General features: G+C 46.8%; 8 protein-coding genes and 1 tRNA gene. 3 read left to right on the forward strand and 6 right to left on the reverse strand.

The genetic code is table 11. From position 1 onward, the window contains the following. On the forward strand, nt 1–859 hold an 859-nt coding region (locus SFV55_RS00005), incomplete at its 5' end, for an Rpn family recombination-promoting nuclease/putative transposase (protein WP_320027384.1). Between the two features lie 90 nt (nt 860–949). Here the strand turns inward: SFV55_RS00005 and SFV55_RS00010 are convergent. Together SFV55_RS00010 and SFV55_RS00015 are read right to left on the reverse strand one after the other, a co-directional pair. Next, complete coding sequence (locus SFV55_RS00010) at nt 950–2,569, reverse strand: hypothetical protein (RefSeq protein WP_320027385.1); 1,620 nt, start codon at nt 2,567–2,569, stop codon at nt 950–952. 36 nt (nt 2,570–2,605) lie between these two features. Continuing rightward, complete coding sequence (locus SFV55_RS00015; RefSeq protein ID WP_320027386.1) at nt 2,606–4,129, reverse strand: amidohydrolase; 1,524 nt, start codon at nt 4,127–4,129, stop codon at nt 2,606–2,608. Between the two features lie 96 nt (nt 4,130–4,225). Here SFV55_RS00015 and SFV55_RS00020 point away from each other — a divergent pair, with 96 nt between their 5' ends. Then, the gene (locus tag SFV55_RS00020; RefSeq protein WP_320027387.1) at nt 4,226–4,507 is read left to right on the forward strand and encodes a DUF6576 domain-containing protein; all 282 of its coding nucleotides are present in this window, start codon (nt 4,226–4,228) and stop codon (nt 4,505–4,507) included. 50 nt (nt 4,508–4,557) lie between these two features. On the opposite strand, the gene SFV55_RS00025 is transcribed toward SFV55_RS00020, so the two are convergent. The 4 genes from SFV55_RS00025 to SFV55_RS00040 form a co-directional block, all read right to left on the reverse strand. Further along, nucleotides 4,558–5,931 (reverse strand): aspartate aminotransferase family protein, encoded by a 1,374-nt coding sequence (locus tag SFV55_RS00025; protein WP_320027388.1) that lies wholly within the window; start codon nt 5,929–5,931, stop codon nt 4,558–4,560. Between the two features lie 10 nt (nt 5,932–5,941). Continuing rightward, on the reverse strand, nt 5,942–6,577 hold the full coding sequence (locus SFV55_RS00030; protein ID WP_320027389.1) for a GNAT family N-acetyltransferase: 636 nt from the start codon (nt 6,575–6,577) through the stop codon (nt 5,942–5,944). Between the two features lie 9 nt (nt 6,578–6,586). Beyond that, entirely contained in the window at nt 6,587–7,933 is a 1,347-nt protein-coding gene (locus SFV55_RS00035) for a Na+/H+ antiporter NhaC family protein (protein WP_320027390.1), read from the reverse strand. 215 nt (nt 7,934–8,148) lie between these two features. Continuing rightward, the gene (locus SFV55_RS00040; RefSeq protein WP_320027391.1) at nt 8,149–12,591 is read right to left on the reverse strand and encodes a T9SS type A sorting domain-containing protein; all 4,443 of its coding nucleotides are present in this window, start codon (nt 12,589–12,591) and stop codon (nt 8,149–8,151) included. A 492-nt stretch (nt 12,592–13,083) separates the two neighbouring features. Between SFV55_RS00040 and SFV55_RS00045 the strand changes: the two genes are divergently transcribed. Continuing rightward, nucleotides 13,084–13,157, forward strand: a tRNA-Arg gene (locus SFV55_RS00045). Nucleotides 13,158–13,328: the final 171 nt, after the last annotated feature.

Below are 13,328 nucleotides of genomic sequence, written 5' to 3' on the forward strand. Positions count from 1 at the left end.
GGCCAAAAAATTGGTTCGTTTCGACTGGGCGATGAAGAAAATGCTTCGTCACAAAGCCAACTTCGCCATTCTGGAAGGCTTCCTTTCTGAATTGCTCAGTGATGAAGTACGAATCAAACAAATTCTCGATAGCGAAAGCAACAAGGAAACGGACGATGACAAGTTCAACCGAGTGGACGTACTTGTGGAGTTCGCCGACGGTGAATTGGTCATTGTCGAAGTCCAAAACAGCAAGGAGTACGACTACTTTCAGCGGATGCTGTATGGCACATCGAAAGTCATCACCGAGCATATCAAAGAAGGTCAGCCCTACGCCGAAGTCAAAAAAGTGATTTCGGTGACGATTGCCTATTTCGATTTGGGTCAGGGCAAGGACTACGTTTATCACGGTACGACCGTTTTCAAAGGCATTCACAAGCACGATATTTTGACACTCGCCGACAAACAAATCGAACTCTACAAAAAGAATAGCGTCCAAGAAATTTTCCCTGAATATTGGGTTATCAAGGTTGGTAAATTTGGCAATCGAGTGAAAGACAAACTCGACGAATGGATATACTTTTTCAAAAATGCCGAAATCAAAAATGACTTTTCAGCCAAGGGTTTGAAAGAGGCTGGGGAAAAGTTGGATGAGATGAAACTGAATGAAAAAGAAGCAAAAGAATATAAAAACTACTTGAAGGCATTGAGAAACATTGCCAGCAAAAACCACACATTGGAAGCAGATATTCAAGACTTCATATTTGATGCAGTAATAGAACTCTGGAAAAATGGAGTTCCTGAACCCATCATTGCAAAATCTTTAAAGATTAGTGAAGAAAAGGTTCGGCAAATCATTGAAAAATACCAGAGCAAATAAAAACTGCCCAACAATCGCTGTTCGAAAAATTACTCCAGGCAGTGCGTAGCGCAGTTCTCATCGCCCACTTTTGCGTCTGCCCTCCAAAATCTAATCTTTACCCTTTGATACAGTCAAATACACAGCCTCTCCTGGAGCTACTTTTACAGGTAAGCCTTTGATTAGCTCGCCACCAGCCACAGTTTTGGGCTTTAAGTTTGCCGTCTTGATTGTATACTTTTTGGAAGCATCAATAGTGAACCATTGCTGAAACTGATTGATTCTTGGGTAATCTGTAGGGTAATGCATCAAGTCTTTGTATCGGGGCAAATCAAACTTGAGTAGGCCCTCCCATCCAGTTTTACAGGATATTGCTATTTTCAACTTCCCATTGTCATCAACTGCGCCGATGTTCAACTGCTCGTCCCATGCAGTAGGAACAATCCCCTGCGTTTTCCAAAGACAATACATCAAAGTCGTTCGGGCAAAATTGCCGTCTCCATGCCAACCTTCAATGATCCCCTCCGGTTTTTGAAAGGCCCAAAGTACCCTTATTTCGCTGTCTAGCCATTCCTTTACGGATGGAATTGGCACTCTATTGAATAAATTCAGCGTACCTTCAATGGCATCGGCATAGCCATCGGCATTTCCTTCCCAGTTGTGATTTCGGTATTTTCCATTTAGCGCACTCAAGGCTTTGATCAAGGCTTCTTGGTACGCTGGTTTTGAGTCGATTTGGTGTACAAAATAGTAGGCATTAAAGGTGTATCCAAAATTGTCAGCCAAACGCTCGGAGAGAATTTCACCCGTAATGGGGTTTACCTCATCATAAAAAAGGCCATCAGCATTGCGACCGATTGCTAAAATGCGATCGAGCATTTGATGAATGTGTTTCTGCCATTGATTTCTTTTTTCGGGCATGGAATAATAAGTGGCCAAATACACTTCGCATAAGCCCGAAATAATCTCACAGCCATGATCTCGAATGCGGAGACGATCCATAGCCACGGTGGGCAATCGTTCATCATTTAAATAATAATCACCAATTTCTACCGCCCAATCCAGGTATTCACGTTTACCTGTAAACCAATACATGCGGGTGAGGACTTGTAGCAAATCACCATTGACTTCAACAACTGCACTTTTCCCAAATCTACTATCTTTCACTTCCTTTACAATTCTGGTAAGGCTTGGCAAGTCGTTTAACATTCCCAACATGCGATCACTCCAAGGGCTTTGTCCGAGCCATTCGGTTAGGGGAATCAATCCGTCTTTCATGTATTCTGCGGCACCAAATATGATCTGGCTTGAATCAGGCGTTTCGTTAAGGAAGCCTTTTTTGGTAAATGAATAAGTATCCGGAAGTTTTCCAATTCTTGAGGTGAGGTTTTGCTCCGTTTTAAGCATATTCAAAGCCGTGGTATTTAAATATTCAGGCATCAACATAGACGCGGTCAATACCATATAAGGATAATTATCAGCAGCGGCATCCCAGGCATTCCAATAATCTTTGGATTCTTTTATGTTCCGAGGAATCAGCCCTGTGCCAGGGTCTGTATATTTTGTCCATGCATTGACGTACTTGACGCTTCGGTTAAAACCTTCGTTTACAAGTACTCCATTTTTTACAGCTTCAGCGAAGGCGAGGTCTTGTTTTTGCTGAGCCAACAAACTTAATGAAAGGGAAATCAATAGTATGAAAGTGCTGATGAGTATTTTTGCGTTTCTCATTCGTCCAACTTTGGCTTGGTAATTGCTAAATATACATCATAAATTTGAATTCGGTTTTAGGGTTTCAAATGGACTCCCCTCCTCCAGCACCACCAAATCCGCCCATTTCCCCACTTCCAAGCTCCCATTCACGGCCTCTGTCCCAGCCGCCTCCGCAGCCCCCAGCGTAAATGCCCGCAAGGCCTCTACCAGCGTAATTTTTTCAGCCCCACCAATTTCATTGCCTTGCACATCCACCCGCTCTACTGCACTGCGTATCCCCATCAGTGGATTAAAATCCTTCACCACTGGCGCATCCGAAGAAAAAGCCAAACTGACCCCGGCATCCAACACACTGCGGTAGGGAAAGACGCGGTTGAGGTAAAAGTTGGGGAGGTAGCGTCGGAAATTAGGACCTAGTTCATACAAGAAGATTGGTTGGGATACACAAAAAGTGCCCAATTCCCGCATCCGGTTCAGGTGTTCAGGATGGGGCATGCCCAAGTGTTCGATGCGGTGCCGCAGACCCTGGGGGTTATTCCGATCCAATTCGGTATACACCGCCAACACCTGATCAATCGCCGCATCCCCAATGGCGTGGGTCGCAATGCGCCAGCCAGCATCCTGGGCTTTTTGAGCAAGGTCGAGAAAAAATTGGCCATCCAGGCGCATTACACCTTTTCCACCCCCATTTTTGTAGGGTTGCTTTACCGCCGCTGTTTTGCCACTCAATCCACCGTCGGCAAAAAACTTGACCGTATCGATGTGTAAATAATCGGAATGGAACTGTTCTGCCAGCGGTAGTGCCTTGTTGCCTCCATCTGGCACCATAATTGGCATGGCGTTGATGCGGATTTTGAGTTCCCCGGCCGCTTCCATTTGTCGGTATACAGCTAATAAGTCGGGCATAACTCCGGGGTCAGTTGCCGAGGTAATGCCTTTTCCCAATAAAGCATCCTGCGCGGCGAGAATCATCTCGCGATAAGCTACTGCTGAATGCGGGGGAATCAGGCGGGTGATCAGGCCCAATGCGCTTTCGGTGAATACTCCAGTTGCTTTGCCCTGTTTGTCTCTGAGCACTTCACCTCCTGCTGGTGCTTCCAAACTGGGCAATAGCGAAAAAACCATAGAATTCACCACCGCAATATGGGCGCAAGTACGAATCACGTAACAGGGTCGGTCGGGCACGGCACGATCCAGGTCGTAGCGGTCGGGCATGCGACCTTCGGTCAGGTTGGCTTCGTTGAATCCCCGGGCCAATATCCAGGGTCGTTCAGGGTGGCGTGCGGCAAATTCGCGCAGGCGCTCCTGCATTTCGGCAATGCTCCTTACACCGCGCAAATCGAGCATGTAGGTCAACAAATCACCAACCTTCCAGAGGTGGATGTGGGGGTCGTGGAAGCCGGGGAGCAGGGTTTTGCCTTGTAGGTCCTGCAGTGCTACGCCACCAACCGCCCGGCTTTGGAGCTGCATCAGGCTTCCAATCCCGGCTACCTTTTCTTCTTTTATCCAGATTGCTTCTACTTTTTGCTCATCGGCAAATGGATGAATTGCACCGTTGTAAAAGATCTGCTGCGTCATATATAGATATAATTTTCACAATTGTGGAACTCCTTGAATGAACTCGTGGTTAAGCCCAAAACCAATGTAATTTTTTCACTTTAAACCCTAAACTCAATGTCTGGCTTTAGCTTAACCTCATTAATGGCTTTGTTTGTATTGGGCGTCTTTTTGTTTCGGCTTTTCAGGCGAAATGGATCAAAAGTTGCACCAAACAAAAACAGACAGTACCAAAACAGCCGCTACTATGACATCGATGACGAATACAACGAAAAAAGAGCCAATGAGCGCAATGAGGTCAACCGTTTGCTGGAAAAAATCAAGCAAAAAGGGATGCAGAGTCTGAATGCTCAAGAGCTTCAAAACCTGAATCAATACTCCCAAAAAACGCGGGATTGAACTGATTGAGGACAACAAATGGAGTTGGTCCATTTGGAACCCAACTTCATTTATTGTCCTCTTCTCTCCTGTGCCCGTCGAATGGCATCTTCCAACACCTGCAAACCTTCCGCCAATTGATTGCGCGTGATCACCAAAGGGGGCAACAAACGAATACAATTGGAATACAAACCCGCCCGGATCAACAAAATACCGTGCGCGGTGGCATCTTTGATGATTTCCAGGGTCAATTCAGGGTCGGGTTCTTTGGTTTGGCGGTCTTTCACAAATTCCACCAGGCGCATTGCGCCCATTCCACGCACATCCCCAATGCAGGAATATTTCTTTTTCCAGGCCTCCAAAGTCCGGCGCATCTGCTCCCCTACCCTTTCCGTTTTTTGTTGAAAACCCGTACTGATGATGGTTTTGACCGCTTCAATGGCTGCTACACAGGCGACTGGGCTCCCCCCATAAGTGCCGCCGACCCCGCCGGGGTGTGGCGCGTCCAGGATTTCAGCTTTACCAATCAGCGCTGCGATGGGCATCCCAGCTCCCATACTTTTGGCCGTAGTAATCAGGTCGGGAACCACTCCGGCGTGTTCACAAGCCCAGAGTTTCCCGGTGCGGCCCATGCCACATTGGATTTCATCAAAAATCAGGACGATTCCGTGACGATTGGCCACATCTCGCAGCTTTTGAAGGAAAGGCGCCGGGACGGGTATAAAACCTCCCTCGCCCAAAACGGGCTCAATCAAAATAGCCGCTACCGCGCCAGGGTCCACCTGTGAAATCAGCGCCTCGTCGATGCGTGCAAGACAATAATCCAAGTATTTTGGGGCGCTCATGCCTTCCGGAACGCGGTACATGTTGGGCGCAGGCAAACGGTAGATGTCGCTGGCCATGGAGCCGAAGCCTTTTTTGAAAAGGTTGTATTTGCTAGTCAAACTCAAGGTGAGATGGGTTCTCCCGTGGTAAGCTCCTTCAAACACAATCACCGCCGGGCGTTGGGTGTAATAACGAGCAATGTTCACGGCGTTTTCAACTGCCTCTGAGCCAGAGTTACACAATAAAGTTTTTTTGGGAAAATCACCGGGGGCGATGCGGTTGAGCAATTCCGCCAACTGGATCGGCGCCTCCATCGTGGTGACAATCTGGCAAGTATGGATGAATTTGTCCAATTGCCTTTTTATCGCGTTGACCACATTGGCTGGAGAGTGCCCTACGTTGATCATGCCAATTCCTCCTGCGAAGTCAAGCAGAGTGTTACCGTCCACGTCTTTGACTACGGCTCCTCTCGCTGATTCGACCACGACATCAGTGGAACGGGCCGCGCCCGCAGGTAAGGCAGCTGCACGTCGGGCTAGCACTTCCTGGCTTTTGGGGCCAGGGATAGGCGTCAGCAATTGAATACTGGGTTTGCTGCTGTTTTTGGTTTTGGTTTCCATACAAAACTATTTAGACTTCTTTGTCAGCGGATAAAATCATCATCACACCCGCATTACCGCAATTGGGATCATCCAGGTAATTGTGAATCAAACGTTGGGGCTCAGCACCCATGCGCATTTGGGTACTCACGGTAGGATCGTAAATGCTGCCTTCGATCAGGTGCTCGTAGTACTCATCTAGGCTCATTTCTCGGGCGTAATCCACGTAACCAATCGGCATGCCGACGATCACCTGGCCTTTTAGTCCCAAACTACGGCAAATCTCCTGCCGCGCCCGATACAACTGCCGAGCCAAACCCTGTCCGCGGTAACGTGGATGCACACCCATATCCATGCCATACAGCCAGTCTCCCTGGGGCTCATGGGTATTGAACCAAAGGTTGTCCGACACGCCCAGAAAAGTATGGTCTTCCAAACTAAGGTGATAACGGATGGAACTGGTCATGCCAACTACCTCATCTCCATCCATCAAAACCATTTGTCCTTGGGGAAAAACTTCCAGGTGGTGCAGGTAATGCCTTTCGGCCATCCGTTCTTCTTCGGCCAGGGTAGGAAAAACGAGGCGTTGCAGGGCATCCAATGCTTTGGCGTGCCGGGCTTCGGTTTGTTGAATGATGTATCCTTGGGGTAATTCTTTGCGGTACATGGATAAAAATTAAGAAAATGCAAAAAACAAAAAGGCCGAAAAGCCTAGTGCAATCAAACTATAAGGCAAGGCAGCAAAGGATAGTTCCATATTGTTGCACTCGGTGCTGGTAGCCGTTAAAATCGTCACATCTGAATAAAAACTCGCGTGTGAACCAAAAGCACCAGCGGAAATAACTGCGGCCAAAGTAGCCCAGACGTTGGCGTCCAGCGCCTGGGCCAAAGGTACCACAATTGGAATGGCTACTGCATAAACGCCCCAGGAAGAAGCAGTGGTGTACGAAATAAAGGCCAGGACCAAAAAAATGACCAATGGCAACATCCCTTTTGACAATACCCCACTTACTGCATCAATCACAAAGGGAGTCAATCCCATCTCGTCCCCTACCCTTTTGAGCACATATGACATGGTCAGGATGGCAAGAGCAAAGACCATACTTTGAAAACCTTCAAAAATCCCGTCAGTCAGCGCCTCGAAAGTCATTACACCGTTCCACCAATAGTAAAAAAAAGTGAATGCTACCCCTAGCATCACGCCTTTGAGGGCATCTTTATCCAAAATCAAAGTAGCTGCAATCAGGACAAGCAAGGGAAGAAAAAAATGCTGTGGCTTGGCGGCTCTGCCTTGAATGTCGTTTTCATCACTTTTGCCCATCTTCGATTTGGGAGGTGCCAATACACCCGTTTCCTGCGCCCGCTGTTCTGCCTTCTTTAACTTCCCCAGCAATGGAAATTTCCCCAAAGCCAGCAGCAAGGCAATGATCACTATAATCCAGGAATAAAATAGGTAGGGAATCAAATTTAAAAACCCTTGAAACCCCTCCCCTGCGGCAACAACCTTATTGTCCTCCAAAAGTTTGCTCACGTAAATGCTCCAGGTGGTCATCGGTACAAGGACACACAAAGGAGCGGCCATGGCATTGACCTGCAGCGCCAGCATTTCACGGGAAATGCGGTAGTTGTCCGTTATTTTGCGCATGGTGACACCCGAAGCGAGGGCGCTCATATAGTCATCCACAAAGATAAACAGGCCTAAACCCCAGCTTACCACCAGGGCACTCCGCCTGGTTTTGACGTAGCGCAGTACATACTGTCCAAAAGCGTATACGCCTCCTGATTGAATGATTAAATGAATCAAAGATCCATAAAGGCCACAAACCAGGATGATCCAGGCCATGGTTTCGTCGCGCAGGGTTGAGAGCAGTGCATCGATAAAATTGCCGGGAAAGGCCTGTGGCTTGATGAGCACAAAGCCCAGTAGGCAGCCGATCAGCAAGGGCTCAAAAGCACGTCGAATGAATATTGCCAATACAACCACCACCAGCGGTGGCATCAGACAAAGGGCTCCGTAATCCATAAACACATAGTGAGCAAGAAAGATACATTGTTTTGGAGAGTGCCAGGCAGATTTCTTTGAAAATATCCATCACCGCAGGCTAAAAGCAGAGGGCCTTCCCTGCATTCAAGCAAGAAGGCCCTCCCTTTTCCACTATGTAGTTGACTCAACTATTAAAAAGGCTTTATGTGCGGATTTAGTAATGGGGCAAAATGAGCACTTATCTTTATCGCCCCTTATTTCGTCACCACCATCTTACGGGTTGCCGTAGCTCCATTTTGGGTCAGAGTGTAATAGTACAAGCCATTGCTCGGCAGGTCGTTGTGTTTGATCAAAACCTGGTGTTGACCCTTATCGAAGTTTTGACGGATGGTTTTGACCATTCTACCTGTTACATCATGAATGCTCAATGTAGCTTCACCGGATTGGGGCAACCAGAAGCCAATTTGGGTTTCACTGCGGAAGGGGTTGGGTTGGTTTTGCTCCAACAGCATTTCATGGTTGAGTGCTGCAGTAGCTGCTCCAAAATCCAGCGCCAGATCCATCACTTCCAAATCCCGGCTGTATGCCTCTGCACTCATCGCTCTAGGGTTGAGTTTCAAGGCTTCGCTCAATTGAGTATTGCTTTTGGCTTTAAATACCAAGGTGAACAATGCTCCTGCTTTGGACTGCCCCTGATCTACCCAGGAAGTGGTAAGTAAACCGCGATCGGCAAATAGGCCAAAATGCTCCATTTTGGCTACGCCGTTTTTAAGGTCTACCAATTCAATTTCCTCGGTGTCCCAATTTAGCGCAAATTGATAGCCAGCAATTTTACTCAATTCTGCCGCAGTAACCGGTATTTCATAAACATTACCCGCTTTAAGTTCCTGGTCTTCGACCAAGAGTTTCAAGGTTTGGCCGCTGCGCAATTCAGCACTTTGCAAGCCACTTACACTAGCACTTTGATTCAAATCTCCAACTTTGATTGCCACAAAATCAGCCTGCACATTGTGATCCAGGTTTACCATCGAAATGGTCTGAGGGAAAGCCTCTTTCCAGGGGTTCAATGGATCAGGGAAACGATAGGCCTGATCTACGAAGCACCAGCTTTTGGTTCCTCCAAAGTCAGGAATCATGTTGAGGATAAACCTGCGCAAGCGAATTTGATCCCCAACCGAAACGTGGCCAGAGTTGTCTACGTCGGCGGCAATTAAACGGTATGGATTTGTAATCGGATCACTATTGATCAGGTGTTTTTGAATCAAAAGTAAGTCGAGGGTAGAAATCCCATTGCCAAAGTCCTTATTCATGTTTGGAGTCAGGGTATAGTTTTTTCCTTTACCCAAACCGGCAAAGCTATACGCGCCATCAGCCCCACTGGTGTACTGCATTACTGCACCACCCGAAAGTTGCAGGGCGACACCTTTCACCATGTTGTTTTGTGCAGTGGCTACATGGCCTGCAATGGTGTAAGCTTCTACGATAGCCCCTGGACAAACCTTGTTGTTGTCCTGTACTTCAATGTAAGTCAGGCAGAAATCGTGGTTGCCCACTTCGTCCCAGGCATGGAGTTCTACTTCCACCACTTTTCCTTTATCGGCACAAGTCAGTACCAAGCCAGTATTCGTTACCAACGCTGGAGAACCTTTGCGGTTGATGGAATATTTGGTGATGCGCTTGAGACCCTGAGCATTGGCTTCCCCCTGGCCATTGCAATCAAAAATGGCGCTGGCTACAAAGTCTGTTGCCCATACCGCCATGGTACCCCCGCCTTGGTCATCACTCATCAGGGAGAGGGACAAACCTTTGATACAGATTGGTGCAGGAGCTTTTTGATCCTTCACTTCAAAAGGTATCCTGGTAGGCGAGCTCAGGTTTCCACATCCATCACGTACGGATACAATCAAGTCGTGCTTTCCTTCCGGCAAGTTTTTCACGGTAACGGTAAAGCTGCCATCACCATTGTCTTTGGTTACCCAACGCGTTGAATTGTACATGATGAATGGACCGTTCAAGGTGCGATTGGGTGCAACCATCAATTGTGGTATTTCCAGTTCAACCGTAGCGCTACAGTTGTCGCTAGCCCGGAAGGTAATGGTGACATCTGCCAAACAATCGGTAGCCCGGGTTGGGAAAATGCTCAACTGTGGGATGGTTACCACTGGCTTTTGTGAGTCTTCGACCTTGATGATTTGGGTGTACATAAAACTGTGGTAGTAATCATCGGTAGCATCACAAATTGGCGGCGTAAATTGCATGTCTCCGGTTTCTTCGGGCGTACGGTTTTTGGATAACCAGAATTCTTCGTCTCCATCACGGTTTTTATCCCGCACCAACACATAGATAGGATCTTTGCCATAATTACCAAAGGTGCCACGATCTACAACGTATACTTTGCCACTTGCCATAGGATCACCACAGCGGTCATCATAAGCACACCAGTTGATAACGGTGTAGGTTCGGAAAATTTTGTAACACTCCCCATCACTGGCGTCGAAACGTTTGTTGCTCACATTGACAGCCAATACATCACAGCCTAATTCCGCCGTAAAGGCCGAATCAGCCCTAAGGGTTTTACAATCAGCTGTTGCATCCTTGGGGAAACAAATGTCATATTCATTGATGGGTAATACTGTAATGCGTTGTTCACAAGTGGTAGCAGAGGTGCCTTTATTGATCGTCCAGCGACGAATGATGTAACCTTTGCCACATTTGATGTTTTCGATTGTGGTGTATTCAATATTGAGGTTGGTACATTCATTGCCCCCCTGAATGGTGACATCCCCAAAACAGGCAGCAGAAGCAACACGATCCTTCAAACTACCCAGGCATTTATCGGTGCAAGAAATGGTAACATCCCAGGGAGCGTAACAAGTAGGAACGGTTTTGTCTTCTACAACCAGATCCATCCAGCAGTAGTTGCGGTTTCCGGCCAGGTCTTCTGCCCACAATTCTATGGTCACCCTGGATCCCAGATCGCAACAGTAAAATTCAACATACTCGCCCAAAGGAGACATCAGTTTGCCCTCTTTCAAGATAAAGGTTTCTCCAAAATCGGCCAAATCGCCGTCACCATTAAGGTCAAAACCATCAGCTACCGTCCAATCCCCACTAGCCGGTAATGGATCGAGTTTGCCATTGTTATTGGTGTCGTAATCCTTAAGGAAGCTGTTTACACAGGCTGTAGGAATCACCCGACGCACCCGCAGCCATCTTAATTTGCTACAGTTGTCCCAGGTTCCCTCGTCAACATCTTCGGCCGTTAGTTTGCCATAACCAGTTTGAAATCCATTGGACAAAGAAATGCGTAAGTCATCATCACATTTCACCACCGGGGCAATCAAGTCGCGTACAAAAAACTCGATGGAGTCGACCATTGTATTGTAGCAACCATCATTGGCAGTAATGATCAAGCGATGGCGGCCCACTGTAAGGCCTGTTATCAGTCCATTGGTAACCGGATAATTTACATTGTACCAATTGGACGTATCTACCGTAATGCCGCTGACAATTTTCCCTTTGGTGCGTACTTTGAAGCTCAAGGCACCTAACGTACAATTGTCACTAATGGTGGCCCCAAACAAATTCCGGATTCCGGTGACGGTTGTTGGAACAGCTGCTGTGCAATCTGAAGGCCCAGTACTGATGATTGGGATACGGGACAACTTGGTCAAACGGGGCGCACTAATGTCCCCCAGCTTGATGAGGATTTTGAATTGGCCGATCTCCCGGTTCAAACACCAATCGAAAAATTTGATGCTGCGTTCAATCTTAAGACCAGTGCCATTACAGATTGGGAACTCGACATCACTGACATTTAAGCCATAATTACAGCCCAGAGAATCCAGGTAGATTTTTTTACCAAAGAAGTTGGTTATATATGGCGTAACATCAATCCGGCGAATCTGGCTCTTATTGGCAGCGCAAGCATCGTAGCTGATGATTGCCTTATAAGATGCATCACCGGCAAAATCAAATTTGAAGTCGTTCAACACCGGGCGACGGAAGGTAATGACCTGCTCCACACTTTGAGTCATACCCCGGCAATCCGTGGCGACAAACACGCGATAGATGCGGGCATATACCCCGTTGACGACGGTTTCGGTACAATTGGCTGTTTCGAGGCGGTCTGAAAATTTTAGGGTTACGTTACAACCACAAGATTTGCAGTTGTCTTCAAAATTGGGGATACCCAGATTTTTGACATCTGTGTCAATCACTGAACCCGAAATTAAGCCACTCAGGGATTGATTGGTATTGGTAGGTCCAACTGTTTTAGGATTGTTGAGTACATAATTGACATCTGTACACCAAAGAGTAGAACTTGAAAAATCTGTACCAACGAGTTTGGGGCCACTTTTGTCTTCTGCCAGAATTTTGCCCCAACAAACGATTTCGTTGGCGCTATTCAATACACCGTAATCCCACAAACCCGGGCAATCGATAATGTTGCCATTGGAGGGATTACTGTCACTAATGGCGACCCGATAAGTTCCAATACAAGCACCAAAACCCACCAAAGCCGGAGTTACGGTAAATTTGCAATTGGCATCCATCGTGACATTCACCTGGTTAATGCAGGAGGTTCGTGGGTCACACTGAGCCTTGGCCCACTGTGGCAACAGTAGCACACCTAGAAAAATTGCTGCCGGGAACATCCGGCCTAAAAGATTAAAGAGCGTAGAGGTCATCTTCATGGGAAACAAATTTGTCTTTTGTATATTCATGAAATTCAAAACAACTTAAAGTATGTAGACGCGTCGAACGTACACTTGTAACATGTACACTGACAACGACTAAACATCGAGGCATTCTAGTAACCGCAGATGAACACAACCCATGGCTTTAGCCGTGCGAGCTACAAATAAAATCAACCCATGGCTTTAGCCGTGGGAAAAAGGAGTGGAAGGTATCTCTCAAAAACGAGAAATGTTATTACCGGCGAGCAGCCAAACAGCGTGAGGGGACAAAAAACGGCTATTGGCTTTAATAGATTAATGGTTCAGGGCCAAAGATAAGGGATTATTTTATTTTTAGAAACAGAATATTTAATTTCAGAAAAAAAAAAGGGTTTATCCTTCACTTTGAATAAGAAAGAATTTTAGATCAAAAAAAACCAGAAAAGGCTTGCACACTTCCAACAGGCGACTTATCTTTGCATCCGCAATTGCAAAACACGCATAGGCACTGGCGCTGTAGCTCAATTGGATAGAGCATCTGACTACGGATCAGAAGGTTTAAGGTTCGAATCCTTACAGCGTCACTCTGATGAATTATCCGCTAAATAAAGGGGTAAAAATTCTCTGGATCAAAAAGTTCAAGGTCTAAAGTTCAAACTGGTTAAAACCTTTGACACCTTGAACTTTTTAAATTTATACATTATGTCTAAGGTTTGTCAACTTACGGGTAAGCGTCCGATTGTGGGTAACAACGT

This window comes from Haliscomenobacter sp. (genome assembly GCF_033763495.1).
GTDB lineage: Bacteria > Bacteroidota > Bacteroidia > Chitinophagales > Saprospiraceae > Haliscomenobacter.

What these genes read in the sequence shown, in the direction of transcription:
- SFV55_RS00020 (WP_320027387.1), top strand. Translation starts at nt 4,226, where the DNA reads ATGTCTGGCTTTAGCTTAACCTCATTAATGGCTTTGTTTGTATTGGGC.
- SFV55_RS00015 (WP_320027386.1), bottom strand. Translation starts at nt 4,129, where the DNA reads ATGACGCAGCAGATCTTTTACAACGGTGCAATTCATCCATTTGCCGAT.
- SFV55_RS00025 (WP_320027388.1), bottom strand. Translation starts at nt 5,931, where the DNA reads ATGGAAACCAAAACCAAAAACAGCAGCAAACCCAGTATTCAATTGCTG.
- SFV55_RS00010 (WP_320027385.1), bottom strand. Translation starts at nt 2,569, where the DNA reads ATGAGAAACGCAAAAATACTCATCAGCACTTTCATACTATTGATTTCC.
- SFV55_RS00030 (WP_320027389.1), bottom strand. Translation starts at nt 6,577, where the DNA reads ATGTACCGCAAAGAATTACCCCAAGGATACATCATTCAACAAACCGAA.
- SFV55_RS00040 (WP_320027391.1), bottom strand. Translation starts at nt 12,591, where the DNA reads ATGAAGATGACCTCTACGCTCTTTAATCTTTTAGGCCGGATGTTCCCG.
- SFV55_RS00035 (WP_320027390.1), bottom strand. Translation starts at nt 7,933, where the DNA reads ATGGATTACGGAGCCCTTTGTCTGATGCCACCGCTGGTGGTGGTTGTA.